The following is a 24,386-nucleotide window of genomic DNA, read 5'->3' as shown; positions in this document are numbered from 1 at the left end:
TACGCCGCGCGCCCGGACGGAGACGTCGGGCGCGACGCGGCGGGCCCCGTCACGGCCCGTCCGGTGCTCCGCCCGTCCGCCCTATCCGCCGTCCCCGGCGCGGGGGACGGCACGGAACGCCCGGCGGTAGGCGCCGGGGGTGGTGCCCAGGGCCCGTAGGAACCGTCGGCGGAGGTTGGCGGCGGAGGAGAGGCCGGTCCGGCGGGCGATCGCCTCCAGCGGAAGGTCCGAGGTCTCCAGTAACGCGCGGGCCGCGGTGACCCGTTGGGCCAGCAGCCACTTGCCCGGGCTCTGTCCGAGCTGCTCGTGGAAGCGGCGGGCGAGGGTGCGCGGCGAGACCCCGGCCCGCGCGGCCAGGACCTCGGCGGTGAGCGGTTCCTCCAGCCGCTCGGTGACCCAGCCCAGCAGCGGGGCGAGCGTCCCCTCGATCTGCGCGGCGCGGGGCGGTGCCGCGTACTGCGCCTGCCCGCCCTCGCGGTGGGGCGGCATCACCATGGTCCGGGCGATGTGGGCGGCGTGTCCCGCGCCGTGGTCGGTGCGCACCAGGTGCAGGCACAGGTCGACACCGGCTCCGGAACCCGCGCTGGTGGCGACGTCCCCGTGGTCGACGTACAGCACGTCCGGGTCGACCTGGACGTCGGGGAACCGCTCGGCCAACTGGTCGGCCAGGGTCCAGTGGGTCGTCGCCCGCCGTCCGGTCAGCAGCCCGGCGTACGCGAGGACGAAGGCGCCGGTGCAGATGCTGACCACCCGCGCGCCCCGCGCGTGCGCCCGGCGCAGGGCCCCGATGACCGCGGCCGAGGGCGGTTCCTCGATGACCGGCCAGCCCGGGACGACGACGGTGTCCGCGCGTTCGACGCCGTCCAGCCCGCCGGTGACCAGCATGTCGTACCCGGCGAGGGTGGCGACCGGACCGGGCCGCTCGGTGTGGACGCCGAACGCGTACCGGGTCGGGAGGCCGGGTCTCTCGACGCCGAAGACCGCTGCCGCACAGGCGAGTTCGAAGGTCGACTGAGGGGGATGGACCAGTGCCGCCACTTGATGCATGGCAGGAAAGTACCTCAGGATGTCAATCGTGCCACTCGGATGATCGACGAGGTCCCGGCAGGCTGCCCCCATGACATCCGACGCATCCGCACGCGACACGGCAGGGTACACATGGGCCGCGGTGCACGACGCGCCCGTCCAGGAGATCTTCCCCGGCATCCGGCTGCGCCCCCTGTGGAGAGGGGAGCGCGGAGCCAAGGCGTACGTCCTGGAGATGGACCCCGGGGCCCGCTGGCAGGGTGTCGACGTCCACGAGCCGGGCCCGGAGGAGGTCTTCGTGGTCTCCGGGACGTTCAACGACGGGACGCGGGACTATCCGGAGGGCTCCTTCATCCACGCCCCCGCGGGCTCCTCGCACGTTCCCCAGACGACGACCGGCTGCATGCTCTTCCTCTTCTATCCGGAGGGGTAGGCGCGGACCGGGTGGGACCGGACCGAGCGGGCCCGGGGCGGGGTGGACGGCGGGATGGCCGCCTCGCCCCGGGCGGCCGCCGGTCCCGGGCGGACAGCGGCTCCGGGCCGGACGGCCGTCCGGCCGGGTGATCCGGATCACATTCAAGTAATCAAGTTTGACTAGAAGTCGCGAGCGGTATACCTTTCTGTGTAGTCAAGTTTGACCAGCTTGTGTGTGAGGAGAACGCCCATGACTCAGCTCCCCGACGCGGGATACACCCCGACCGCCGAGGACCACGCCGGTGTCCAGGCGTGGTTCGCGGAGTACGACGCGGCCGCCGCGCGCCGGGACGTCGAGCGGATGGCCGACCTGGCGGTCTTCCCCCTCAACCTCGTCAGCGACGACCCGGGCGGGGACGCCGCCTCCGCCCAGTGGGACCGCGAACAGTTCGTCGGCACCATGAAGCACGTGATGGGAGACGGCTCCGACGACATCGCCTTCGAGTCCGTGCGCACCCCGGTCTTCCTGAGCCCGGTGATGGCCGTCGTGTTCACCGATTCGACGATGACCACGGGTGACACCACCCAGCGGCTGAGGTACGCCGACATCCTGGTCAAGCGGGACGGCCAGTGGGCCTTCCAGACGATGATCCAGGGCGGTTGGGGGAGCAACCTCCGCTGACGCGGGCGGTGCGCGACGAGAGATGAGGGCCCCCGGACGGCGACCGTCCGGGGGCCCTCACCCGTTCCGTGCGCCGCCCCGCCCGTCCGGTCCGGGCGCGGCGCCTGCGCGCGGGCTCAGCCCGTGACGAGCCGGTCCCCGGCGATGCCCGCCTTGTCGGGGTGGTAGTAGTCCCGGATGCCCTCCGCCCACACGGCGACGGGCACCCGGTCGCCCTCCACCGGGCCGAAGGCGTCGAACAGGGCCTCGATGTGGCCCGGCGCGAACCCGATGGCGGTCATCAGCGCGAGGAAGTCCGGCCGCTCGACCAGTCCGTCGCCGTCCGGGTCGCCCATCGCCGCCAGGGCGTCCGCGAACGCGCCGACAGCCGCGTCGAACCGTCGTGGATCGAGGACGACCGCGGCGAACTCCTCGGGGCTGACCCGCCCGTCGCCGTCCGCGTCCAGCTCCGACGTCAGTGTGGCGCCGTAGCCCCGGAAGGCGTCGAGCAGCACCCGCCCGGCCTCCTCACCGGCGGAGGGCAGGGCCTCGACCGTCCTGCGGGCCATCAGATCGAAGTCGCCCGGCTCCAGATAGCCGTTGCCGTCGGCGTCGAAGAGGGAGAACACGAGCCGCGCGCGGGCGGTCGCCTCGGTGGTGGGCATTACGGTGGACCTCTGCTTCCGGTACGTGGTCGAGGGGAGACGGGAACGTCCCCGGGAACGGCACCACTATCGGGCGCCCTTCCGGCCCCGCCCCGCCGGACGGCGTCCGGTGCACACGAACGAAGGCATACCCCCGGTACGGCGCATGGCGCGCCGGAGGACGGGAACGCGCGGAGGGCACCCCGGGCGTCCCCCCGTCCCTCCGTCGGCCCCCGATGGGCGGCAGCCCGGTCGGGATCGCCCTCCCCGACGGTCGGGGAGGACGCTCTTCCGGACGTGCCGGGCCGCGACCGGGAACGCCCGGCGCCCCGCTGACTATGCTGCGGCGATGGACATCGTGATCCCGCTCTTCGACGACTTCGAACCGCTCGACGCCATCGGGCCGTACGAGATCCTCGGGTACGTACCCGGTGCCACCGTGCGCTTCGTCACCGATGAACCGGGTCTGGTGCGGGACGTGTTGGGCTCCCTGCCGGTGCACATCCCGACCGGGTACGCCGAGGTGGAACACTGTGACGTCCTGCTGATCCCCGGCGGCGGCAGCTTCCTGACCATGTCGGCCGACCCCGCCTTCCTCGACTGGGTGCGCCGGATGCACGCGGGCACCCGCTTCACCACCTCGGTCTGCACGGGGTCCCTGGTGCTCGGCGCGGCCGGTCTGCTGGACGGGCTGACCGCCACCACCCACTGGAACGCGGTCGCCGACCTGGAGGCGTACGGCGCCGCCTACACCGCCGAGCGGGTGGTCCGGCAGGGCAGGGTGATCACCTCGGCCGGGGTCTCCTCCGGCATCGACATGGCCGTCGGACTGGCCGCCCTCCTCACCGACGACGTCACCGCCCAGGCCATCCAGCTCTACACCGAGTACGATCCGCAACCCCCGTTCGACACGGGCTCGGTGGCCAAGGCCCCGGCCGAGGTGCTGGAACGGGCCCGCGCCCTGGAGTAGTCCCGGCCGCCTCCGTACGCGCCTCCCCGCGCTTCCCCCAGCCCGGGAAGGCGTCGGGAAGGCGGTACAACCGTCCCTCTGCCCGGGCCGTCCAGGGCACAGACCGCTCCGGCCGGGCCTCCAGGGGCGGGCGTGCGCCCGCCGGGGTCCGGGTCCACCGCCCGGCCCGGTTGGGTGAACCCGCGCGACCTCCGTGCTGACCGCGAATCCCGTCACCTCGGCCACCTCCGTGACCTCGGCCAGCGTGACGGGCACCCGATGGGCCTCAGCGGACCCCGGTGGGCCTCAGCGGGGACCCCGCTCCACCGTGGCCCGCTCCGCCCCGGCGGGTTCGGACCCGCCGTCGCCCTCCCCCTTCCCCTCCTTCTTCGCCTTCCCCTTCGCCTTCGCCGGAGTGACGAACGCCGTGGCCGCCAGGGCGAGTACCAGCAGCCCCGCGCACAGATGACTGGAGATCTCCAGACCGGTCGTCATCGCCTCCCGTGCCGCCTGCCCGGCGATCGCGGTCCGGGGGTCGTCCACCAGTGCGGGGATCGCCGATCCGGCGCTGTCGGTGACGGCCCCGCCGATCCGTTCCGCCTCCGCCGCCGGGTAGCCCGCCGTGGTGAGCCGCTCGCGCACCCCCGAGGCCAGGGTGCTGAAGAAGAGGGTGGTGAGCACCGCGATGCCGAGCGCCGCGCCCAGTTCGCGCGCCGCGCTCTGGATGCCCGACCCCTGACCCGCGCGGCGCGCGGGCACGTCCACCAGCACGATGTTGGTCACCTGGGCGGTGGCGAAGCCGACCCCGACCCCGTACAGGAACAGCGCGAGCGCGATCACCCACCACGCGGTGCCGACCGAGGCGGTCAGCCCCAGGGCCACCAGCCCGATGATCTCCAGCACCAGCCCGATCCGGACCAGGGAGAGCGGGGTCGTGGCCATCGAGAAGCTCGCGCCGCTGGAGAAGAGGCTGCCCGCCGCGATCGCCACCAGCGACAGCCCGGCCTGGAACGCGGTGTAGTCGAGGGTGTACTGGAGCCACAGCGGCAGGACCGCGAGGACACCGAACTCGCCGAGTCCCACGACCAGTGTGACGACGTTGCCGTTGCGGAACGACGGGATGGCGAACAGCCGCACGTCCATCAGCGGCTCGTCACCGCGTCGCTCCAGCGACCGTTGCCGCCGCCAGAACGCGACCGCCGCCAGGACCGACACCACGAACGACACCAGGACCGGCGAGGGGCCGCCGCTCCACGACACCCCGCCGACGTCGAGCGGCTCGGTGGTGAACAGCCAGCCGTGGGTGCGGCCCTCGATGAGCCCGAACGCGAGCAGCCCGAGCGCGAGGCCGGACCAGAGGGCGCTCGGGACGTCCACCCGCCCCGGGACGCGGGGCGACGCGGGCAGATAGCGGAAGGTGGCGATGACGACCAGCACGACCAGCGGCACGTTCATCCAGAAGGTCCAGCGCCAGGAGAGGTCCGCGAGCCAGCCGCCGAGCAGTGGGCCCACGGCCGCCGCCGCGCCGATGGTGGAACCCCACACGGCGAACGCCTGACCCCGGGCCCGACCGGTGAAGGTGGAGTTCACCAGGGCCAGTGACGAGGGGAGGATCAGGGCGCCGCCGATGCCCTGGAGGAACCGGGCCGCGATCAGCGGTCCGCCGTCGGGCGCGATCGCCGCCGCCACGCTCGTCAGCCCGAACACCACCAGCCCCAGCAGAAAGGTCCACCGGGCGCCCCGCAGATCGGTGAGGCGGCCGGTGACCAGCAGCAGCGCGGCGAAGGAGATCGCGTAGGACTCCTGGATCCACTGGGCCTCGACCGAGGTGACGCGCAGGTCGTCGATGATCGGCGCCAGGATCACGTTGACGATGGTGATGTCCACGACGATCAGGGCCACGCCGAGGGAGACGGCGACCAGTCCCAGCCAGTGCCGCAGGGGCGGGGAGGCCCCGTCGGCGGGAGGCCCCGCGCCGTCCGGACGTTTCGTGCTGTCGGTCATCACTCTCCTGCGGTGAGTTATCTTTGCCACAAAGGGAAATATCTTTGCGGCAAAGGTAGATTGGGCCGGGATAGGTTGTCAATCAAGCGGGGCGCGCCCCGTCGGCAGGGATTCGATAGGTGTCGGGTAGAGATGCGGAAGCGGTGCATGTCCATGGAGAGACCGGAGTTCGCCGATCTGGAGCAGCAACGTGACCGCCTGATGGACGGTTTGCGGGGTTTCGGGGCCAACTACACCGAATTCACCCGGCGCTTCGCGGTCTGGCTGGGACTGCACTCCACCGACGCCGCCGCGCTCGCGGAGATCCTCTACGCCGAGGACAAGGGGACCCCGCTGTCCCCCGCGCGGCTCAGCGAGCGGGTGTCGCTGTCCTCCGGGGCGACCACCATCCTGCTCAACCGGCTGGAGGCGGCCGGTCATGTCGTCCGCACCCGTGAGCACACCGACCGCAGGGTGGTGACCCTCCGGTCGAGCCCCCGCATCCGGCCGAGGGCCGAGGAGTTCTTCGCTCCTTACTCCGAGCGCATGACGGCGGCGATGGCGCAGTACCCGCCCGAGCGGCTCAAGGAGTTCGAGGACTTCGTCGCGCATCTGCGCGGCACCATGGACGCCCTGCTCGCCGACGAGTACCGGAGCGGCCGCACCCCCAGGGAGAGTTCCCCGTCCGGCGGCGCCTGAGGGGTGCCCAGGTGGCGCGCGGGGGTGGGCGCGCGGAGCGCGTGGTCAATGCGAAGAAGTCTTCGCGAAGGACTGTTCGCGAAGACTTCTTCGCGTTTACGCTCACGGGATGGACCGCACTCCCGCGCACGATGACGACACCCCCGCACACCGTGACGACGTCCCGGACGCGGCGGACGCGACGCCCGGGACCCCGGCGGCGGAAGCGGCGCGCCCCGCCGGACCGGCGGACGACCCCTTCCCGACCGTCACCCCAGAGGTGCTCGACCTCTCCCGCGATCCCCGGGCGCTGAGGGTGCTGGCCCACCCCGCCCGGCTGGCCCTGCTGACCAGACTCCGGCACCACGGCCCGGCCACGGTCCGTCAGCTCGCCCGGCACTTCGACCTCGACTCCGGAGCCGCCAGCTACCACCTGCGACGGCTGGCGGCGGGCGGACTGATCGAGGAGGACCCGGGCCGGGGCACCCGCCGGGAACGCTGGTGGCGGGCCCGTCACACCGGTACCCAGCACGACCCCGCGCACTCGGCCACCGACCCCGCGCGCGCCACGGGCGACGACGTCCGCTCCGGCCCGGACTCCGGGGACGACGCCGACCGGGCCTACAGCCAAGCGGTCGCGCTCGCCCAGAGCGAGCTGCTGCGCCGGGTCGCCATCGAGACCCTCCCCGCCCTGCCCGACGCCTGGTACCGGGCGACGGCCTTCACCGACCACCGGCTGTGGCTGACCCCTGACCAGACCCGGGCGATGCGCGCCGAACTGGCCGAGGTCATCGCCCGCTACCGCGCGGAGGGCGAGGCCCGGCGCGAGGACGGCACCGACGGGGACACGGCGGGGCCGGTCGCCGCCCACCTCCAGGTCTACGGCACCCCGGAGCCGGGGTGAGCGGTCGAGCCGACCGTCCGACGTCCGGGGGCGACCGGTCGGGACGACGGGGAGAACGCCCGGCGCCCACCGGAAACCGGGTCGGGTCCGGCCGGCGGGACACCGGAGCGCCGCCCCGCCGGGAGCCCCGGGACCGTCCCGCCTTCCGCGACCCCAACGTCCTGCGCTGGCTGGGCGCGTACACCGCCTCGCTCACCGGTGACGTCGCCTACTACTTCGTCCTCGCCTGGGCCGTCTCCCGGGTGGCGGGACCCGCGCAGGTCGGACTGGTCCTCGCGGTGGGCGCCGTCCCCCGGGCCGTGCTGATGCTGGGCGGCGGGGCGCTGGCCGACCGGTTCGGCCCCCGGCGCGTCCTCATCGGCAGCGACCTGGTGCGCACCGTGGTGGTGCTCGCCGTCGCCCTGGTGACCTGGGCCACCGGGCCGGGACTGTGGCCGCTGTGTCTGCTGGCGCTGGTCTTCGGCGCGGTCGACGCGGTGTTCATGCCCGCGGTCGGGGCGTTGCCCCCGAGGATCGCCCCCGTCGCCCAGCTGGCCCGGATCCAGGCGTTGCGCGGGCTCGCCGTCCGGCTCGGCAACGCGACGGGACCCCTGCTCGCGGCGGCCGTGGTGGCGGCGGGCGGCGCGGCGGCCGGGTTCGCGGTCGCCGGGGCGCTGTTCGCGGTCTCCCTGGCGCTGATCGCCGCCGTCCGGATCACCCCTCTGCGGGAGCCGTCCGACAGCCGGACGGCCGGGACGACGGCGGGAGAGGGAACGGGGGAGACGAACGCGCCGGAGGACGAACAGGGGACGGGGGAGACGTACGCGCCGGAGGACGAACAGCCGAAAGGGCGAGGGCGAGGGGCCCGCCCGGGTGCCGCCCGCGCGTTCGCGGGCTTGTGGGGCGACACCCGGGAAGGACTGCGGCTGCTGCGCGGGGACCGACGCCTCACCCGGCTGGTCGCGATCCTGGCCCTCGCGGAGATGTGCTTCGGCGGCCCGTTCGCGGCGGGACTCGTCCTGCTCACCGACGCCCGGGGCTGGGGCCCCACCGCGCTCGGCTGGATGCTCGCCGCGTTCAGCGCCGGGGGCGCCGTGACGGGACTGACGCTGGCCGTCCTGCCACGGGTGCCCCGCGCGGCGACCGTGACGGCGGCGGCCCTGTTGACGACCGCGGTCGCCGTGACGGCCCTGGGCCGGACGGGGGACCCGGCGACCGCGCTGCTGCTGTGCGGTGTGGTGGGCGGGGCCTCAGGGCTCGCCGGAACACTGGCGCACACCCTGGTCCAGCGCGCCACCGAGCCCCGGTACCTCGGGCGGATCACCGCCGTCACCACGCTGTGCACCCTGGGGCTCGCCCCGCTGCTCTACCCCCTGACGGGACTGGTCACCGCCTGGTGGGGCGTCGGGGCGTTCCTCCTCGGCTGCGGGGCGATCTGCGCCACGGCGGGCGTCCTGGCGCTGACCGCCCCCGCGCGGCGCGCGGAACCGTGAGTCCGCGCGCCGTCGTGGACCGTCCGGCGCGGACGGCCGGGGGTCAGGCGCCGCCGGTCGCCGTGGCCGCGCCGCCGGTCGCCGTGGCCGGGAACTCCCCGGCGAAGGCGGCCGCCATCCGCAGATGCGGTGCGGCCTCCGCGTCCCGGCCCTGGCGCTCCAGGGTCCGGCCGAGCATCAGCCGTGCGTAACCCTCGACGGGGTCCCGCTCCAGGACCTCCCGGAGCTGCTCCTCCGCCCGTCCGAGCCGGGCGGAGTGGTAGTACGCGCGGGCCAGCAGCAGCCGCGGGGCGACCTGCTCCGGCTCCTCCTCGACCAGACCGGTGAGGATGCGCGCGGCCGTCAGGTACTCCTTGGCGTCGAAGAACATCCGGGCCCGGTCCCAGCGCTCCGCCGCCGTTCCGAACTCGTAGTACGCCGTGCTCACCGTGACCTCTTCTCGTCTCGTCCCGACGCCACCGTGGCGCCCGGTCGACTGCGGCAACCGGGCCGGGCGGAGGAATATTCCATCAGGGCGAGCGGGCCTGACGGGACCGGGCCGCCGGGGTTAGGTTGTCAGGCATGAGCAACCTTGATCGTGAGGCGGTGCCCGCCCTGTGCGGCGGCCGGGCTTTCGTCGTCGCGGAACCGGTCCGGGAGCTCCTCAGCCCCCGGCGCGTCCAGCTCGGCGAGTCCACCGAGGTCCGTCGGCTGCTGCCGAACCTGGGACGGCGCATGGTGGGCGCGTGGGCCTTCGTCGATCACTACGGCCCGGACGACATCGCGGACGAGCCGGGCATGCAGGTGCCCCCGCACCCGCACATCGGACTCCAGACGGTGAGCTGGCTGCACGACGGCGAGGTGCTGCACCGGGACAGCACCGGCAGCCTCCAGACGATCCGCCCGCGCGAGCTGGGGCTGATGACCTCCGGCCGGGCGATCAGCCACTCGGAGGAGTCGCCCCGGCCGCACGCCCGCTTCCTGCACGGCGCGCAGCTGTGGGTGGCCCTCCCGGACGCGCACCGCCACGTCGAGCCGGGTTTCGAGCACCACGCGAACCTTCCACGGGTCACCGCGCCCGGGCTCACCGCGACGGTGATCCTCGGCGACCTCGACGGCGCGGCCTCCCCCGGCACCGTCTACACGCCCATCGTCGGCGCGGACCTGGCCCTCACCCGGGGCGCGGACGTCCGCCTTCCGCTGGAACCGGACTTCGAGTACGCGGTCCTGTCGATGTCCGGCGAAGCCCGGGTGGACGGTGTTCCGGTACTCCCTGGATCCATGCTCTACCTCGGCTGCGGACGCACCGAACTCCCGCTGAGCGCCGAGTCCGACGCGGGCCTGATGCTCCTGGGCGGCGAACCGTTCGCGGAGGAGCTGGTCATGTGGTGGAACTTCGTCGGACGAAGCAACGAGGAGATCGTCCAGGCGCGCAAGGACTGGATGGAAGGCACCCGCTTCGGCGAGGTGAAGGGGTATGACGGTGCCCCACTACCCGCGCCCCAACTCCCGCCGGGGCAGCTGAAGAAGCGCGGGCGGACGGGCTGACCTGGCGGAGGGGTCCGCGCGGGGCGGAGGCCGCTTCGGCGGGCTCGATCAGGCTGTCATCGGTCCGGGGTCCGGCTGTCTGCGGCTAGTGACTTGAGTCGGGTAAACCCCATGCTGACCCGATGCTGACTTTGCTGACGAGTGATCAGGTCGACAACCGTCCCGCGCGACGGCCGCTGGCCGTCACGATCGGGGTCACACCCCGTCGGCCCCTGGTCCGAGAACCCCGACGGCTTCTCCAGGTAGCGCGGGGACAGACGGCACCGCGACCCGCTCGGACCGCGCGAGGCCAGAGCGTCCGCACCACCCGCGCGCCAACGCTGCTGCCGCTGACGCGCCGACTTCACGCTCACCCGCGGACGCCAGGCGACCTTCGCTGCCGTGATGCCTTCCTCGAACGGCTCGGCCGCCCGAACCCGGACCGGCTCACGCCGTCGACGGACACCAGGCGTCAACCCACCACCGTCCGCATACCTCACGCACCGCGAAATACAACCAACAGCCCATCTCTGTAAGGCACTTCGCGAAAAGTCACCCTGGCGGGTCGAATTCATTGGTCGATGTTCCTGTGCGCTCGAGGCCGCTGCGGCTCCGGGCTACCTTGGCGCCGTTGACACGCCAGGGTGGGCCTCTCCGTGCTGAAGGGAGCGGATCATCTCTGAGGGAGGGCTGGGGTGAATGTCGATCTCGGTGGAACCCGCGTCCTCGCGGTGCGGGGGCGCGCTGGCGGACGCCATGCGCGGAATCGTCTTATCGGGTGAGAGCGCCGACCTCGATGGTGAGCTTCCCGGTCTGCTTTCGCGGATCGCCGGTGGCTCCCGGACGGGGCTTGCTCCGGAGGCGGCGACGGCCCGCTCCTACGCGGTGATGCGCGCGCTGTGCGCCGCGACGGACCCGCCGTCCGTGATCGTCCGCGATGTGCACCGGCTGTGCGCCGTGCACGATTGGGCGGCGGTCGCCGAGCCGACGGCAGGGGCCTTGATGAGCGTCCACTACAACCTGTGCGTCGCCTCGGTCGTGGGGCTGTCCCAGCGGCCCGAGTACACCCGGGACCTGCTCGCGGAGCTCGACGGCATGCGTTCGGTGGGGTTGCTCATGGCGACGGAGGGCACCACCGGAAACGATCTGACCTCGATCAGGACCCGGGCGCGGTACGACGAGGCGACGGACTCGTTCGTTCTGACGAGCCCGGACGCGGCGGCGTACAAGGTCATGTCGACGTCGGCTTACCCGGGGGTGGCGAAGATCGCGGTGGTGCTCGCCCGGCTGGACCCGCCGGCCGGGGCGGGCGGGCCGGACCGGGGTCCGCTGCACGCCTTCCTGGTGCGTGTCGCCACGCGGGACGGGCCGGTCCCGGGGGTTTCCGTCACCCCGCTGTCGCGGGGCCTGGCCGGGGGCATGGACTACGCGCGCACCGGGTTCCACGGGGTGGCGGTGCCACGGACGCACTGGCTGGCAGGGCCGTGTCCGGACGGTGCCGACGCCGATCCGCGCAGGCCCGATCCCGGTTCCCCCGGCCGGTTCTGGCTCACCCTGGACTGCCTGAAGCTCGGGCGGATTCTGCTGCCGGGCATGGCACTGGCCACCGCCCGCGCGTCACTGGCCATCACCGTGCGCTACTCCCTGCGCCGGATGACGCGGGGCGCGGCCCGGGCGACGGTGCCCGCCTTGTCCCAGCGTAACCACCGCGCGGCCCTGATGACCTGCCTGAGCCGGGTGTACGCGGCCACCGCCCTCGTCAACGACGCCAAGGACCGCTGGGCCGCGGGTATCGAGGAGCCCGAACGCACCCTCATGGTCAACAGCGTGAAGGTCCACGCCTCCTACACGGCCCTGTCGGTGATCGACGAATGCCGGGAGCGGGCCGGGGCCCGCGGGATGCTGCTGGGCAACCGCATCGCCGAGTACCTGGGCATCGCGCACGGCGCGGTGACGGCCGAGGGCGACAACCAGGTGATCGCCCTCGCGCTCGGCCGCCTGCTGGCCGCCCGGCCTCCAGCCCACCTCGGCCTGCTCGACGCGGAGGTCCCCGCACCGTCTGGAGGGGCCTTCGACGCCGCGCGGCTGCGGTCCCTGCTCCAGGCCCGTGTCCGCGGCCTGCTCGGCGAAGCGGCCCGGATCCACCAGGCCGGCGGCCGGGCGCCGGGACGCGAGACGGCCGCGGAGACGTTGCGCGACGCCGCGTTGGCGTACGCGGACGCCGAGGCGTTCCGCAGCCTCGGCGAACGGATCCCGGTGGGCGGCGCCGACGCGGCGCGGTGCGTCCTGGAGCACTACGGCCTGGGCGCGGTGCTGCGGCACGCCGACTGGTACCTGGCGCACGGGCTCCTGGACCCGCAGTCCTGGAACGCGGCGCGCGAACGCCTCGAACACCGCCATCGGGAGCTGGCCGGGATCGCGCGGGAGTTGGTCGACGCCTTCGGATACGCCCCTGAGTTTCTCGGTGCCCCCATGCAGGACGGGATCGGCATCTGAGCATCACCGTGCGCCCGCGGGGGAGCACGCCGTCACATCGTCCCGAGAGGAAGGCAGTACGCGATCATGAGCGCACACCTGGAATCCAAGCACCAGCGCGCGTTCGAGCAGCAGCTCGACCTGGACGGCAACGGCTACATCGAGCGCACGGACTTCGTGGCGTTCGGCGTGCGCGTGCTCTCCGCCTTCGAGAGCAGCCCGACCTCCGCCAAGGGCAAGGCACTCGTGGGCGCCGTGCTCGATGTCTGGGAGGCGTTGCGTGCGCAGTGCGACATCGACGGCGACGGACGCATCAGCCCGCAGGAGTACCACCGGGGCATGGCGGGCGCCTTCGTGCACGAGGGCGGCGGCTACGACCGCGCGTTCCACCCCGCGGTACGCGCCGTGCTCGAACTGGCCGACATCGACGGCGACGGGAAGATCACCCCACCGGAGTTCCGTGCGCTGCAGGCGGCCCTGGGCACCCCGGACGACGCGGTGGACGCCGCGTTCCAACGCCTGGACACCGAAGGCCGCGGCGTGCTGAGCATCGATCAGATCGACGCGGCGGCACGGCAGTTCTACACCGGCGAGGGCCAGGAACCCGTCGGCGACCTGCTGTTCGGCGCGTAGTGATCCGCTCCTATCCGCCGCTGGTCGCCGGCGCACCCGAGACAGCCGACCACTGGGTGTACACGGCCCGTGCGAGCGCCCTGATCCGAGATCCACTCACCGTCGGCCGCATGGTGTTGCGGCGCGAGCGCGGCCAGGCCGACGGCGAGGACGAGGACAGCGAGGACCCCCGGCTGGCCGGGCGGGTAGCGCTGGCCCGCCCGGACCAGCTCGCCCGCGCGCTGCGTGCCGCGCGCACCGCCCAGCCCGCCTGGGCCCGCGTTCCGCTCGACCAGCGCCTTTCGCTGGTCTCCGCGTTCCATCACCGTCTGGCCCGCCGTGGCGAGGAGTTCGTCGACCTGTGCGTCGCCGAGGGCCACCCGCTGCCGGTGGCCCGGTGGGAGCTGTCCGGAATGCTCGAAGGCTCACATCAGGACTCGATCGCTTTCGCCCGCCGCACCGCCGAGCACGAGACGCGGGTCGGACGCCGCACCGTGCGCCTGCGTTACCAGCCCGACGGCGTGGTCGCCCTCAGCCCTCCGCAGAACGCCCCGGCCAGCGCCGGCGCGCTCGGCGTGTGGGCGCTGGCCGGCGGCAACGCCCTGGTGGTCGGGGCGCCGCGCAGCAGCCCGCTGGCGCTGGCCTTCCTCTATCACGAGATCGTCTCCCCGGCCCTGGCCGAGACCGGCGCGCCACCGGGCGTCCTGTCAGTGCTGTGCGGTGACACGAAGGAGACGCTGCGCTCCTGGGCCGAGAGCCCCGACGTCGACACCGTCTTCTACTTCGGCTCCTCCGGGCGCGGCCTGGCACTCGCGGCCGAGTGCCTGGCCCGGGGCAAGAAGCCGGTGCTCGAACTGTCGGGCAACGACGGCGCGCTGATCTGGCGCGACGCGGATCCCGCCCAGGCGGCCCGCGCGCTGGCCGAATGCTTCCACGCCTCCGGGCAGATCTGCATGGTGCCCCGCTACGCGATCGTGCACCCGGACATCGCCGACCGGGTCATCGCCGCAGTGGTCGAACAGGCCGAAGCGCTACGCCCCGGGCTCCCCGAGGATCCGCGGGTGCTGCTCTCGCCCGTGTTCAAGGCGCCCAGATTCCGGCAGGCACTGCGGGAGGCGACGGCGGTCGGCGCCCGGGTCGTGACCGGTGGCACCCAGTGGGACCACACCGGCCAGCCGGCCACGGACGGCATGTTCATCCAGCCCACCGTGATCCGGATCGACGGCCTCCAGACGGCGTCGGCGATCCCCAGCGTCCACGAGGAGACGTTCTTCCCGCTCCTGAAGCTCGTCGTGCCCGACCGGGCCCCCGACGCCGAACTGCTCGGCGGGGCACTGGCGTTCCTCGACGCGAACCCCTATGGCCTGCGCAACTCCCTGTGGGCGGCCGACCCCGACGTCATCGCGCGGTTCTCCAACGAGCTGCGCAACGGCGGCATCCTGAAGATCAACGACACGCACAGCGGCAACATCGCCGTCCTGCCCACCCACGGCGGCACCGGCCGCTCCGGCGGTCCCTTCGGCGGCGCCGCACTCCCGCTCCTGCGCACCAGCAGACTCCAAGCCGTCTGCGACGCCACCCACGCCACAGCGCGGGACCACGTCCTGTGACACCGCAGCGGCCACCGGCCACCTCGAAAGCCGACACGGGCCCCGGAAGCTGATGCCGGACCAGCCGCTCGGGCAAGCCCGACCTCTTCGGCGGGCGGGGCCGCATCGGAACCTGCGGAAGATCCGCCAGGGCTTCAGGTGGCTCCGTGCGCGGGGCGGGTGGTCGCCCCGCACACGGGTCGGTCAGGTGCAGCGGATGATGAGGGGGGTGGTGGCGGTGCAGGTGCGGGTGGCGGTGTCGTTGGTCGTGTCGGGGTCCTGGGGGCTGCTGGTGGTGCGGGTGGCGGTGGCCTTGTAGGGGGTGCCCAGGGAGAGGAGGGCGACGGGCAGGCTGAAGCTCCGGGTCACGCTGGCGCCGGGTGCGAGGTCGGTGACGGTGCAGGTGACCGTGGCGGTGGCGGTGGTGCATCCGGTGCTGGTGGGCCTGACGCCGCCGGGGGTGAAGGTGGTGGTGACGGTGCCGGTGGCGGCGGTCCGGGGGCCGTTGTTGGTGAGGGTGAGGGTGTAGTCGACCCGGCCGGTGAGGCCCGGCCTGGGGGTGGCGGCGAGTTGGACCTGGAGGTCGGCCGCCGGGCGTGCGGGGGCCACCACCACGTAGCTGGGCTGCGTGGCGAGGTTGACGGTGCGGGTGAGGGCGCGGGTGGCGGTGTCGAAGACGGAGAGGGTCCGGCTGGCGCCGTTGGTCACCCAGGCGTGGGCGCCGCCCGGGGTGAAGGCGATGTCGAAGGGGCTGTCCCCGGCCGGGACGGTGGCGGCGACCGTGTTGGTGGCGGTGTCGAGGACGGAGACGTTGTCGGCGCCGCCGTTGACGATCCAGGCGTGGCGGCCGTCGGTGGTGACCGCTGCGGCGTTGGCGTCGTGGCCGGTGGTCACGCTGGTGGTGGCGGTGTGGGTGGTGGCGTCCACCACGGTGACGGAGCTCTGGTCGCGCCCGGAGGGTACGTACGCGTGCTTGCCGTCGGGGGTGAAGGCGGCCGCGCGCGGATACCCGCCGGTGGGGATGTTGCGGAGGACGGTGTTGGTGGCGGTGCTGACGGCCTGGAGTCCGTTGGCCGTGCTCTGGGTCGCGTAGACCACGGTACCGGCCGGGTTGATGTCGACGTCGAAAACGCGGTCGAAGGTGCGGATGGTGGTGGTCACCTGCTGGGTGGCGAGGTCGACGACCCTGAGCCACGGGCCGGTGCTGTCGCCGACGTAGGCGTGGCGCCCGTCGGGGGTGACGGCGATGGTCGAGGGCGAGCCGGTGACGGTGAAGCTGGTGGCGGTGTTGGTGGCGGTGTCGATCACCCCGACCTTCCCGGTGTGCGCCCCGGCGACGTAGACGCGCGAGCCGTCCGGGGACAGCGCCAGGCCGCCCGCTTCGACGCCCACCGGGATGGTGGCCAGCACCTCGCCGGTGACCGTGTCGACCGCGAGGACCTTCTGGGTGTTGACGGTCGAGACGTAGGCCGTCGGGTGCCGGGGGTCCGCCGCCGGGGCCGGAGCGGCCTGGGCGCCCGGGGCGGACAGGGCGGTCAGGGCCGAAGCCGCCAGTAACAGCGCCCCCGCCCACGCGGTGACGCTGCGGACGTTCCAACGGCTCTCACCGGTCTGGTCGTTCATGAACACACGCACTCCGTGGACCTCTGTTCTCTTCGCCGCTCGGAGCCCGCCGTACCTTCCGGCGGAATCACCGTGCGTGCACGACTGGTGGCAACAGGTCACAAGGTTGTGGCTGGCCGCTCCCGCCCGCAAGGGCGGAAACGGGCCAGCGCCCGCCCCACCCGCCCCGACGGCCCCCACTCGGCGAACAGCGTTCCGGCCTCCGGCCCAGACGGCGAAATCCGCAGTGCCGCGACCCGCGCGGCCGGTTCATCTCGTCAATCGGGCACTCGACCACCCGACCGGACATCCGCTGGATCTCGACCTTGTGCCGCAGCTCCAGGAATCAGGAAGTACGTGGTCAGCGCCTGAGAACGCCCCAGCCGGGTGCCGCTCGGCGAAGCCCACAGCACCTTCTCGAAGTACGCGTCGGCATCGGGCGGCCGCATCTCCTACAGCGGTGGCCGAACCAGGTCCGCATCTGCTCCAGGTGTCCGACGTCCCTGCGGATCGTGCGGTCCGCCAGCCCCGCCGAGGCCCACGCCAGCGCGTCGGTCTCGAACCGCTCCAGTTCCTCCACCATGGCCGACGGTCGGACATCACTCAGGTCCGTACGACAGCCAGCGCCAACCCGAGCCTCCTCGCCTTCGGCCAGATCGCGAACCGAAGGCTTGACCCCGGACCGGGCACCTCCGCCCCCGCCGTCCTCGCTCTGGACGCCGCCCCCGGCCAGGTCGCCGCCCTCAGCCAACTGCCCGCGTTCGTGCTGGCCCTGCCCGCCGGGGTGATCGCCGACCGCACCTCCAAGCAGCGGCTGATGATCTGGTCCCATCTCACGGCGGTGGGTGTGGTCGCCGCAGTCGCGGCCGCCGCCGTGCTGGACGCCCTGTCCATGTGGGTGCTGCACCGGTCACGCTGATCACCGGGTCGGCGTTCGCCGTGGCGGACAGTGCGGGCACCTACCTCGGGACAACGTTTGCCGCGGTCCTCGGGGCCACCCACTCCCCGATCTCTGACGCCCTCTCCTACCTGGTGGGGGCCTGGACGTAGCAGATCGTCTGGGCGTCGCCTGCGGCGCGGGCCGCGCGGAGAGCTGTGTCGAGGTGGTGGCGGGCCCGGTCGTGGCGTCCCATGTCGATGTCGGCCCAGGCAACGACGCGGGTCAGTTCGGCGACGGCACGGAACAGGTCCCGGCCGACCGCTTCGGTGTAGTGGCCCGTCAGCAATGGGGTGGCACGGTGCTGGAGGCAGGCCAGAGCCCGGGGATCGTGCGGGTTTCCGCCGCCGTACCAGGCGTCGGCCCGGCGGGCATCGGCGGCGGCATTCCACAGGGTCGCGACATCCGTCCGCCCGACCCGTCCCGCCGCCGGGGCGCTCGGGGCGGGTGTGGCACTCCGCGCCCGGCCCGGTGTCGTCGCGGCCGGTCGCGCGGGCGGTCTGCCGCTGCCACAGCGCGCGCCTGAGCACCGCCGCCGCGGCCAGGTCGGCGACCGCGGCCAGCCGCTCCACCGCCATGGTCCGCGCCGCCGCAGCGGCCGCGCTGGTGCGGGCGGTGCGCTGCTGCGCCCAGCCCGTGACGAGCGCGCCGAGCAGTGTCCCGGCGATGGCGAGCACGCCGGCGGTGAGGGTGGAGTCCATGACCCCAGGCTGACGGGGCCGGGCGGACCGCGGAAGGGGTTGCCCGGTGCCAGTCGGGCGGAGGGCGGCGGGCCGCCCCCGGGCCCCGGGGGGTGACGGCCGGGGCCGGTCCGGCCGCTGCCGGTTGCGGGGTGGCAGCGGCCGGGGGGCTCTCGTCAGGGCGCCGCCGGACGGTTCACGGTGACCTGGTCGCGAGGCCGTGAACCGTCGTCGGGTGCCCTGCCGGAGCTTGGCTAGTTGTATTGACCACGAGCGTTGTTGACGCTGGTTGGGTCTTGATCATGACGAAGACCTCCGGTGTGGTGAAGGTGTCTAAGCTGCACCGCACACGGAGGTCTTCGTGTCCCACCGTAATGCCCGTCTGACCGTTCATGGCAGGCGGATCCTGGTCGAGCGTGTTCTCGAGGGACGTCCGGTCGCGCATGTGGCGGCCGAGATGGGCATCTCCCGGCCGACCGCCCACAAGTGGGTGCGGCGCTGGCGGGCCGAGGGCGACAGTGGCCTCGCCGACCGCCCGAGCAGACCCCGCACGACGCCGCACCGCACCCCGTCCGCGGTCGAGGCCGAGGTCTGCCGGCTGCGGACCGAACGCAAGCGCGGCCCTGCGCGGATCGGCCCGGTCCTGGGCCTGCCCGCCTCGACCGTGCACCGGATCCTGGTCCGCCACGGCCTGAACCGCCTCGCCTTCCTGGACCGGCCCACCGGCCAGGTGATCCGCCGCTACGAACACGCCCGGCCGGGCGACCTGGTCCACGTCGACATCAAGAAACTGGGCAACATCCCCGACGGCGGCGGCTGGCGAACCGTGGGCAGGGCCGTCGGCGAAGCAAACCGCCAGGCCACCACCGATGAGCGCAGGAGCTGCAAACCGGTGATCGGCTACTCCTTCGTCCACTCCGCGGTCGACGACCACTCCCGCCTGGCCTGCAGCGAGGTCCTGCCCGACGAGCGCCAGCACACGGCCGCAGGCTTCTGGCAGCGGGCGAACGTGTTCTTCGCCGCCCACGGCATCACCGTCCAGCGGGTCCTCACCGACAACGGCTCCTGCTACAAGGCCCGGCTGTTCACCCGGACCCTGGCCGCCGCCGGCATCACACACAAGAAGACCCGGCCCTACCGGCCGCAGACCAATGGCAAGGTCGAACGCTTCAACCGCACCCTCCTGGACGAATGGGCCTACCAGCGGCCTTACCACTCCAACGACGAGCGCACAGCGGCCCTGGCAGACTTCCTCCACACCTACAACCACCACCGCAGCCACACCGCCCTCGGAGGCAGGCCACCCATCAGCCGCGTCAATAACCCTGCGGGTCAATACAGCTAGTGCGTGCGGAGGGAGCTGATCTGGTTGTCCAGCACGCCGAGCCAGGGTGCGTCCGTGCCGAAGTACTGGGACGCGCCGCTGAAGCCATAGTGTTCAAAAGCGTTCACATGGCAGTTGCTGAAAACCCGTAGGGAGCTGACCTGGTCATTCCAGCCGGTCGGCATGCTGTACTCGGCGTCCCACGTATAGTCGTTCTTGCACGAGCGCGGTCCAGTCAAGAAGATGCTGGATCCTGCATAGTTGGGTTCCAAGTACAAGACCGCTTGGATGGTCGTGCTTGCGGCGGTGCGTGAGGTGCGGCTGTCAGCTCCCTTGTTGACCTGGTCGACGAAGTTCGGCGTTCGGGCGGCCTTTTCCTGGGTGGCGTCGGTGACCCGGCCGCCGGTCGCCGCGGCGACGGCCTCGCGGAACGTCTTGTAACAGGTCGTCTTGTTCGTCTCCCCCTGGGCGACGCAGTGGGGGCCGGTCCCGGACACCCGGGGCGCCTGCTCCGCCGCGGTGGCCGACGGTGTTGTCAGCAGGCCGACGGACGCGACGGCCGCGAGGACGGCCATACCCGCTCGTGTTCTCACAGTGTTCTCACCTCTCCGTGGTGGGTACCGGCCGGTTCCGGACCGGTACAGCGGTCCGCCCCGTGGCGTACCGGCCGGGAAGAGGAAGATCTCGGCCCAGGCGTTGCCTCCCGCCCCGCAACTCCGCTCCGCGAAGAGCGCTTTGGAGCAGTCAGAGCTCTGCGACGCTCGCGCCCGGGCGCGGGACACAAACAAGATCACTGGAGGTTCGAGGACGGGTTCTGATGATGCGGGGCAGACGCACCGCGAGGGAGGCGTACCGGCAGGAGCCGAAGTCGGCGACCGCACGGCCCACATCGGCGCGCAGGGCCCCGGGCGCGGGTTCGGCGGCGCCCGGTCCGAGGTCGAGCATCGCGTCCCTCGGCCGGGCGACGAGCAGCTCTCGCAGGAGAGCGTCGCCGCGTCCCAAGCTGGCGTCCGGTGGGGCGCCGCCGGGTGTGGCCGCGGTGGCCGCCAGGCCCGCGAGCAACCGCCTTCTCCGCAAGGGGTCACCGTCTTTCCGTCCGGAAGCGCCCACCCTGGGGGTGCGCACGAGGGGATATCCGGTCGCCGTACGATCCCGCCAGCCGTGTCGGTACTCCGGACCGTCCTGCTGCGGTGCGAGGCCGAGGGCCTGGTGGGGCAGGTCCAGCCCGTCGGCGAAGCGCCGCAGCACGGTGCTGTCGGTCAGCGGCGTGATCCCGCGCTCGCACCGGGAGACCCGGGCGGCGGAGTAGCCGGGCCTCGCTCCGACCTGGGCCAGGGTCAGGTCCCTGCCCCTGCCGCCGCCGCCATGGCGGCGGGAGTCTTCGGGTGTCGGCGGATGTGCGGTGTCCGGTCTCATGGCGGGCCGCCTCCTGGGTATCTGCGCCGGGCACCTGACCTGGCCTCAGCGGAAAGGGTCCAAGGCCCGGCAGGGACTGCTCCACTCGGCACGGAAGACCACGAGGACCGGTCCGGTGGCCTTGACCGCCTTCGCCTCGAAGTCCGCGTCGGTGACGTCGACGACTGTGCTGCTCAAGGGATTCGCTCCTTCATGACGGGCGGCACGGCGGTGGACACCAACGCCGTGCCGCGGGATTCCGGCACTGTGGTGATCCGGCCATCGGTGGCCGACCCCGCTCCGGACGTCGCGCGGAAGCCCGGGGCGGGATGTGAGTCAGGGGTGGCGAGGCCGAACCGGCACCCGAAGGGCACCGGCAGGCCGTCGAGGGTGTTGAGCGGCCCAGGGTGCCGGTGGTGACGGTGGGTTCGCCGTCGGCCCGGAGCCGGGAGGGCGTGGCCCGGGCGATGGCGAGGCGGTCGGGGCCGGTGCGGGTGACGGTGTGAGTGGCGTCGGCCGTCGCCGGGTTCGTCAGGCCGGGGGTGTGGACGAGGACACCGTCGCGCACCTGGAGCGTGCGGTGGGCGGGGTCGCCGTCGAGGTGGACGCCGAGGCGGTCGAAGGGCATCTCCAGCGACATCGCCTCCGGTGCGGGCCGGGCGATGATCTGCGGGGGAGGGTGGGTTCGGCGGGGCGCCGTCAGCCGGGCGGGTGTGCGGCTCGTGCGCGGAGGCGGGGTAGGAGTTGCGCCAGGGGCCGCTCTCCGTCTGGTGGCCGAGCTGTTCCATGCCGTTGGCGGACGGGCTTCGGATCCTGATTGACCGTGCCGCGCCGCCTCGGAGGGCACGGTGTGCGTCGGCTTCGGCGGACCTGCGGCCCGGTGGACGCGGTCTTGCCCGGCCCCGGGTCCTGAGGCGGAACGGCCACCGCCGCGTTCAGACCCCTCGTCAACGACGGCGCGGGTCGCGGCGCGTCCGGTGGACCGGTCAACGAACTCTCCCTTCATCGGGCGGAGCGCACCTGGTGCGGAACAGCGCGAGCCCCGCGAACAGGACTCGGAGGCTCTCAGGGAGCACTCGAACACAGTCACGCAATGTAGTGGATCGGCTACTGGAGCATTCCAGCTCTCGGCTGATCCGCGAAAGGAGACGAACCAGCCAATCCGGCGCGCGCGACGAGCCGGCCGAAGTTTCCGGCCCACGCCTTCGGTGGCAGCCCCGAGGTCAACGAAGGCGCCTGGGGTGCCCGCTCCGGCTCGCCGCGGATCAGGCGCGATCTGCCTGCTGTGGTGAGGGGTCGGTGTCCCTTAGGAGGCGTTCGACGAGGTCCTGCCAGCTCTCGGCCAGGGGGTGCCCGGCGTCAGGGGCGGGGGCGGCGGCCGCTTCGTCCATGGACAGGTAGAGCAGGAGGGGGCCCTCCAGCGCCGCTGCGAGCTGGACGGCGAGGTCGTCGAGGTAGGGCGGGGACGGGCGGGTCTGCCCGAGGAGGACGCGGATGTGGGGGCGGGTCATGGTGGCGCCGCCGATGGGTACGGGCTGGGTGCGGTCCAGTGAGGCCCGTGCGATGGCGTGGTGGTCCAGGAGGAAGGCGATGCGGGCGCGGCCGTAGGCGATCAGACGCTCGGCCGGACCCGCGCCGGGGCCGAGGGGAGGCGGGCCGGACAGGACCTGTTCCTGGAAGTGGCGCTCGTCCTCGTCGAGGAGGGCCTGGAAGATGCCCGCGCGGGTGCCGAAGCGGCGGAAGACGGTGCCTTTGCCCAGGCCGGCCCGTTCGGCGAGGGCGTCCATGGTGACCTTCCGCGTTCCCTGCTCGTCGATCATCTCGCGGGCGGTCCGCAGGAGGTGTTCACGGTTGCGCGCCGCGTCAGCGCGTTCACCGCGCGGTTTTCCGAAGGGCACGACAGGCAGGTTCACAAGCTCCAATGTACCTCCCCGGAACAGCTAAGCGGGGTAAAGTCCGTTTGAGTGCTAGCGTGGCGGCGCGAGCCGGAGCTGTCCGGCCGTGCCCATCGATCACCCATGCGGAAGTGAGAAGCTCCATGCGCCTGTTACGTCTGGACGTCAGCGTCTTCCCGGCGGCGTCCGCCGGCGGCGAGATCGCCGACCGCGTCGGGCCGGGTGGCCCGCCGCCCGCCCCGAGGGCACGGTGACCCGTTGCCACCTGGGCACCGACCCGATCGGCGCCGATGCCCGGGTGCGGTCCACCACCTCCGGGTTCGCCCCCGAGGAGCAGGGCACCACCGAGCGGAGCGACGCTCCCGCCCGTATCTGACCACCGGGCGGTGGACGGCGGTGCCGTTCCCGCCCACCACCTTCACAAGACGAGGAAACCTGCCGTGAACGTCTTCCTGTGGGTCCTGCAGATCCTTCTGGCGCTGGCCGTGTTGGCCGCCGGCGGATTCAAGCTCACCCAGTCCCGCGAGCAACTCGCCGTCTCGATGAACTGGGTGAACTCCTTCACCCCGGCCCAGATCAAGGGCATCGGCGTGCTGGAGGTGCTGGCCGCCGTCGGGCTCGTGGCCCCGGCGGCCGCCGACATCGCACCGGTCTGGACCCCGATCGCCGCCGTCGGCGTGGCCCTGCTCATGATCGGCGCCGCGATCACCCACCTGCGGGCCCGGGAACTGCCCAACGTCGCCGTGAACGCGGTCCTGTTCGCCATCGCCGTCGTCATCGCCTGGGGCCGGTTCGGCCCCTACGCCTTCTGATCAATTCCAAGGGGTTCAGCGGTCGTGGGCGGCGAGTGCGAGGACGCGTCGCAGGACTCGGACGGCTGCGTCGCGAGGGGGCCCGGACGGGCCGCGCCGCGGGTTCGTTGAGGGCGGTGCGTCCGTGAGGCGGGAGGCGGTCCCACGGTGGAAGGGCTTCACGGGGGAGGAACCGTCGTGGACCGTTCCTCCGGAGCCTGACCGCCGCAGGGGTGCCGTACCGGAATCGTTCTCGTGGACCGGTGGGTGCCGGGTCGGTCGTGGGCGCGCGAGCCTCGCCCCGTGAGGGGCCGGGCTTCGGCTCGGGGCGGTCGTCATGGGCTTCGCGTCCAACCGGCGACGTGGGCCCGCGAACGTGGGCTCGCGTCCCATCGGCGGCGGAGTGACCCCGCGCGGGGTCACTCCGTGAGCCGGATCCGGATGCCCACCGTGCGATGTCCGCGCCCCTTGAGCCGGCTCCCCAGCAGGCTGACCCGCGCGACGAGGCCGTACTTGCGCTTCATCAGGTCGAGGTAGCGGGCGGTGTCCCGGTCGGCGGGCAACTCGGCGACGCCCGGGACGGCTTCGCCCTTCGGGTTCCCCCTCCAGTCGCACGGGGCGATGGTCACCCGGCCGCTGTTCCGGATGCGCTTGACCTTGCCCGCGTCGGCCGCGCTCCATACGGCCAGGTGGTCCCCGTCCCGCATCACCCACACCGGAGTGGGGACCGCGCGTCCGTCCCTGCGGAAGGTCGTGAGGAGTACGTACTTGGCCGCCGCCAGCCGCTCAAGTGAGCTGCCGGGTACGGGTGCTGAGGCGGATGACGAGTCGCTCATTCCATTAGCATAA

The 24,386-nt window shown here is 72.8% G+C and carries 25 protein-coding genes and 1 pseudogene; 14 read left to right on the top strand and 12 right to left on the bottom strand.

Annotation, left to right across the window (positions count from 1 at the left end):
- Positions 1–81 precede the first annotated feature (81 nt).
- The gene (locus tag ACVWNX_RS01845) at positions 82–1,047 is read right to left on the bottom strand and encodes a helix-turn-helix domain-containing protein (protein ID WP_454412068.1); all 966 of its coding nucleotides are present in this window, start codon (positions 1,045–1,047) and stop codon (positions 82–84) included.
- Positions 1,048–1,117: 70 nt separating this feature from the next.
- On the opposite strand from ACVWNX_RS01845, the gene ACVWNX_RS01840 reads away from it, so the two are divergent.
- Both ACVWNX_RS01840 and ACVWNX_RS01835 read left to right on the top strand, forming a co-directional pair.
- Complete coding sequence (locus ACVWNX_RS01840; protein WP_454412067.1) at positions 1,118–1,459, top strand: cupin domain-containing protein; 342 nt, start codon at positions 1,118–1,120, stop codon at positions 1,457–1,459.
- 231 nt (positions 1,460–1,690) lie between these two features.
- Positions 1,691–2,122 carry a DUF4440 domain-containing protein gene (locus ACVWNX_RS01835; RefSeq protein ID WP_454412066.1) on the top strand — a complete coding sequence of 144 codons (432 nt, stop codon included), beginning with the start codon at positions 1,691–1,693 and terminating at the stop codon, positions 2,120–2,122.
- A 116-nt stretch (positions 2,123–2,238) separates the two neighbouring features.
- On the opposite strand, the gene ACVWNX_RS01830 is transcribed toward ACVWNX_RS01835, so the two are convergent.
- Complete coding sequence (locus ACVWNX_RS01830) at positions 2,239–2,766, bottom strand: EF-hand domain-containing protein (RefSeq protein ID WP_454412065.1); 528 nt, start codon at positions 2,764–2,766, stop codon at positions 2,239–2,241.
- A gap of 328 nt (positions 2,767–3,094) precedes the next feature.
- Between ACVWNX_RS01830 and ACVWNX_RS01825 the strand changes: the two genes are divergently transcribed.
- The gene (locus ACVWNX_RS01825) at positions 3,095–3,715 is read left to right on the top strand and encodes a DJ-1/PfpI family protein (protein ID WP_454412064.1); all 621 of its coding nucleotides are present in this window, start codon (positions 3,095–3,097) and stop codon (positions 3,713–3,715) included.
- A gap of 285 nt (positions 3,716–4,000) precedes the next feature.
- Here the strand turns inward: ACVWNX_RS01825 and ACVWNX_RS01820 are convergent, their stop codons facing one another.
- The gene (locus tag ACVWNX_RS01820; RefSeq protein WP_454412063.1) at positions 4,001–5,698 is read right to left on the bottom strand and encodes an MFS transporter; all 1,698 of its coding nucleotides are present in this window, start codon (positions 5,696–5,698) and stop codon (positions 4,001–4,003) included.
- A 153-nt stretch (positions 5,699–5,851) separates the two neighbouring features.
- On the opposite strand from ACVWNX_RS01820, the gene ACVWNX_RS01815 reads away from it, so the two are divergent.
- The 3 genes from ACVWNX_RS01815 to ACVWNX_RS01805 all read left to right on the top strand — a co-directional run bounded on the left by ACVWNX_RS01815 (position 5,852) and on the right by ACVWNX_RS01805 (position 8,731).
- Complete coding sequence (locus ACVWNX_RS01815; protein WP_454414603.1) at positions 5,852–6,376, top strand: MarR family winged helix-turn-helix transcriptional regulator; 525 nt, start codon at positions 5,852–5,854, stop codon at positions 6,374–6,376.
- A 109-nt stretch (positions 6,377–6,485) separates the two neighbouring features.
- Positions 6,486–7,259, top strand: coding sequence for an ArsR/SmtB family transcription factor (locus ACVWNX_RS01810; RefSeq protein WP_454412062.1), 774 nt, complete (start codon positions 6,486–6,488; stop codon positions 7,257–7,259).
- Positions 7,260–7,420: 161 nt separating this feature from the next.
- Positions 7,421–8,731, top strand: coding sequence for an MFS transporter (locus tag ACVWNX_RS01805; protein WP_454414602.1), 1,311 nt, complete (start codon positions 7,421–7,423; stop codon positions 8,729–8,731).
- Positions 8,732–8,774: 43 nt separating this feature from the next.
- Here ACVWNX_RS01805 and ACVWNX_RS01800 read toward each other — a convergent pair whose 3' ends face one another.
- A complete protein-coding gene (locus ACVWNX_RS01800; RefSeq protein ID WP_454412061.1) occupies positions 8,775–9,158 on the bottom strand; it encodes a tetratricopeptide repeat protein in 384 nt (127 codons plus the stop codon).
- Positions 9,159–9,292: 134 nt separating this feature from the next.
- Here ACVWNX_RS01800 and ACVWNX_RS01795 point away from each other — a divergent pair, with 134 nt between their 5' ends.
- Positions 9,293–10,258: a pirin family protein gene (locus tag ACVWNX_RS01795; protein ID WP_454412060.1), complete on the top strand. Its 966-nt coding sequence runs from the start codon at positions 9,293–9,295 to the stop codon at positions 10,256–10,258.
- A 206-nt stretch (positions 10,259–10,464) separates the two neighbouring features.
- On the opposite strand, the pseudogene ACVWNX_RS01790 reads toward ACVWNX_RS01795, so the two are convergent.
- A pseudogene (locus tag ACVWNX_RS01790) lies at positions 10,465–10,737 on the bottom strand (IS630 family transposase); the annotation flags it as partial.
- Between the two features lie 199 nt (positions 10,738–10,936).
- Here ACVWNX_RS01790 and ACVWNX_RS01785 point away from each other — a divergent pair.
- From ACVWNX_RS01785 to ACVWNX_RS01775, 3 genes are all read left to right on the top strand, one after another.
- A complete protein-coding gene (locus tag ACVWNX_RS01785; RefSeq protein WP_454412059.1) occupies positions 10,937–12,733 on the top strand; it encodes an acyl-CoA dehydrogenase family protein in 1,797 nt (598 codons plus the stop codon).
- Positions 12,734–12,799: 66 nt separating this feature from the next.
- Positions 12,800–13,345 (top strand): EF-hand domain-containing protein, encoded by a 546-nt coding sequence (locus ACVWNX_RS01780; RefSeq protein ID WP_454412058.1) that lies wholly within the window; start codon positions 12,800–12,802, stop codon positions 13,343–13,345.
- A gap of 110 nt (positions 13,346–13,455) precedes the next feature.
- On the top strand, positions 13,456–14,934 hold the full coding sequence (locus ACVWNX_RS01775) for an aldehyde dehydrogenase family protein (RefSeq protein WP_454412057.1): 1,479 nt from the start codon (positions 13,456–13,458) through the stop codon (positions 14,932–14,934).
- 183 nt (positions 14,935–15,117) lie between these two features.
- Here ACVWNX_RS01775 and ACVWNX_RS01770 read toward each other — a convergent pair whose 3' ends face one another.
- The gene (locus tag ACVWNX_RS01770; RefSeq protein ID WP_454412056.1) at positions 15,118–16,536 is read right to left on the bottom strand and encodes a YVTN family beta-propeller repeat protein; all 1,419 of its coding nucleotides are present in this window, start codon (positions 16,534–16,536) and stop codon (positions 15,118–15,120) included.
- A 439-nt stretch (positions 16,537–16,975) separates the two neighbouring features.
- Here ACVWNX_RS01770 and ACVWNX_RS01765 point away from each other — a divergent pair, with 439 nt between their 5' ends.
- A complete protein-coding gene (locus ACVWNX_RS01765; protein WP_454412055.1) occupies positions 16,976–17,434 on the top strand; it encodes an MFS transporter in 459 nt (152 codons plus the stop codon).
- Positions 17,435–17,540: 106 nt separating this feature from the next.
- Here the strand turns inward: ACVWNX_RS01765 and ACVWNX_RS01760 are convergent, their stop codons facing one another.
- Positions 17,541–17,741, bottom strand: a complete 201-nt coding sequence (locus ACVWNX_RS01760; protein ID WP_454412054.1) for a hypothetical protein — start codon at positions 17,739–17,741, stop codon at positions 17,541–17,543.
- A gap of 752 nt (positions 17,742–18,493) precedes the next feature.
- On the opposite strand from ACVWNX_RS01760, the gene ACVWNX_RS01755 reads away from it, so the two are divergent.
- Positions 18,494–19,477, top strand: a complete 984-nt coding sequence (locus tag ACVWNX_RS01755) for an IS481 family transposase (RefSeq protein ID WP_454412053.1) — start codon at positions 18,494–18,496, stop codon at positions 19,475–19,477.
- Here the strand turns inward: ACVWNX_RS01755 and ACVWNX_RS01750 are convergent.
- The 4 genes from ACVWNX_RS01750 to ACVWNX_RS01735 form a co-directional block, all read right to left on the bottom strand.
- Positions 19,474–20,031: a hypothetical protein gene (locus ACVWNX_RS01750; RefSeq protein WP_454412052.1), complete on the bottom strand. Its 558-nt coding sequence runs from the start codon at positions 20,029–20,031 to the stop codon at positions 19,474–19,476. The genes ACVWNX_RS01755 and ACVWNX_RS01750 overlap by 4 nt on opposite strands.
- A gap of 169 nt (positions 20,032–20,200) precedes the next feature.
- The gene (locus ACVWNX_RS01745; RefSeq protein WP_454412051.1) at positions 20,201–20,872 is read right to left on the bottom strand and encodes a helix-turn-helix domain-containing protein; all 672 of its coding nucleotides are present in this window, start codon (positions 20,870–20,872) and stop codon (positions 20,201–20,203) included.
- Positions 20,873–20,917: 45 nt separating this feature from the next.
- Entirely contained in the window at positions 20,918–21,049 is a 132-nt protein-coding gene (locus tag ACVWNX_RS01740; RefSeq protein ID WP_454412050.1) for a thioredoxin family protein, read from the bottom strand.
- A gap of 1,067 nt (positions 21,050–22,116) precedes the next feature.
- Positions 22,117–22,773, bottom strand: a complete 657-nt coding sequence (locus ACVWNX_RS01735) for a TetR/AcrR family transcriptional regulator (RefSeq protein WP_454412049.1) — start codon at positions 22,771–22,773, stop codon at positions 22,117–22,119.
- 223 nt (positions 22,774–22,996) lie between these two features.
- On the opposite strand from ACVWNX_RS01735, the gene ACVWNX_RS01730 reads away from it, so the two are divergent.
- Positions 22,997–23,122, top strand: a complete 126-nt coding sequence (locus tag ACVWNX_RS01730) for a hypothetical protein (protein ID WP_454412048.1) — start codon at positions 22,997–22,999, stop codon at positions 23,120–23,122.
- A gap of 64 nt (positions 23,123–23,186) precedes the next feature.
- The gene (locus ACVWNX_RS01725) at positions 23,187–23,558 is read left to right on the top strand and encodes a DoxX family protein (protein ID WP_454412047.1); all 372 of its coding nucleotides are present in this window, start codon (positions 23,187–23,189) and stop codon (positions 23,556–23,558) included.
- A gap of 398 nt (positions 23,559–23,956) precedes the next feature.
- Here the strand turns inward: ACVWNX_RS01725 and ACVWNX_RS01720 are convergent, their stop codons facing one another.
- Positions 23,957–24,373 carry a PPOX class F420-dependent oxidoreductase gene (locus ACVWNX_RS01720; protein WP_454412046.1) on the bottom strand — a complete coding sequence of 139 codons (417 nt, stop codon included), beginning with the start codon at positions 24,371–24,373 and terminating at the stop codon, positions 23,957–23,959.
- Positions 24,374–24,386: the final 13 nt, after the last annotated feature.

This window comes from Streptomyces sp. JNUCC 64 (genome assembly GCF_054484115.1).
The sequence above is the reverse complement of the archived record's forward strand: the minus strand, read 5'-3'. Positions and strand labels throughout refer to the sequence as shown.

Coding starts and splice junctions, on each gene's coding strand:
- ACVWNX_RS01830 (WP_454412065.1), bottom strand. CDS start 2,766: ATGCCCACCACCGAGGCGACCGCCCGCGCGCGGCTCGTGTTCTCCCTC.
- ACVWNX_RS01810 (WP_454412062.1), top strand. CDS start 6,486: ATGGACCGCACTCCCGCGCACGATGACGACACCCCCGCACACCGTGAC.
- ACVWNX_RS01795 (WP_454412060.1), top strand. CDS start 9,293: ATGAGCAACCTTGATCGTGAGGCGGTGCCCGCCCTGTGCGGCGGCCGG.
- ACVWNX_RS01825 (WP_454412064.1), top strand. CDS start 3,095: ATGGACATCGTGATCCCGCTCTTCGACGACTTCGAACCGCTCGACGCC.
- ACVWNX_RS01840 (WP_454412067.1), top strand. CDS start 1,118: ATGACATCCGACGCATCCGCACGCGACACGGCAGGGTACACATGGGCC.
- ACVWNX_RS01785 (WP_454412059.1), top strand. CDS start 10,937: ATGTCGATCTCGGTGGAACCCGCGTCCTCGCGGTGCGGGGGCGCGCTG.
- ACVWNX_RS01770 (WP_454412056.1), bottom strand. CDS start 16,536: ATGAACGACCAGACCGGTGAGAGCCGTTGGAACGTCCGCAGCGTCACC.
- ACVWNX_RS01835 (WP_454412066.1), top strand. CDS start 1,691: ATGACTCAGCTCCCCGACGCGGGATACACCCCGACCGCCGAGGACCAC.
- ACVWNX_RS01745 (WP_454412051.1), bottom strand. CDS start 20,872: ATGAGACCGGACACCGCACATCCGCCGACACCCGAAGACTCCCGCCGC.
- ACVWNX_RS01720 (WP_454412046.1), bottom strand. CDS start 24,373: ATGAGCGACTCGTCATCCGCCTCAGCACCCGTACCCGGCAGCTCACTT.
- ACVWNX_RS01820 (WP_454412063.1), bottom strand. CDS start 5,698: ATGACCGACAGCACGAAACGTCCGGACGGCGCGGGGCCTCCCGCCGAC.
- ACVWNX_RS01780 (WP_454412058.1), top strand. CDS start 12,800: ATGAGCGCACACCTGGAATCCAAGCACCAGCGCGCGTTCGAGCAGCAG.
- ACVWNX_RS01775 (WP_454412057.1), top strand. CDS start 13,456: ATGGTGTTGCGGCGCGAGCGCGGCCAGGCCGACGGCGAGGACGAGGAC.
- ACVWNX_RS01815 (WP_454414603.1), top strand. CDS start 5,852: ATGGAGAGACCGGAGTTCGCCGATCTGGAGCAGCAACGTGACCGCCTG.
- ACVWNX_RS01750 (WP_454412052.1), bottom strand. CDS start 20,031: ATGGCCGTCCTCGCGGCCGTCGCGTCCGTCGGCCTGCTGACAACACCG.
- ACVWNX_RS01845 (WP_454412068.1), bottom strand. CDS start 1,047: ATGCATCAAGTGGCGGCACTGGTCCATCCCCCTCAGTCGACCTTCGAA.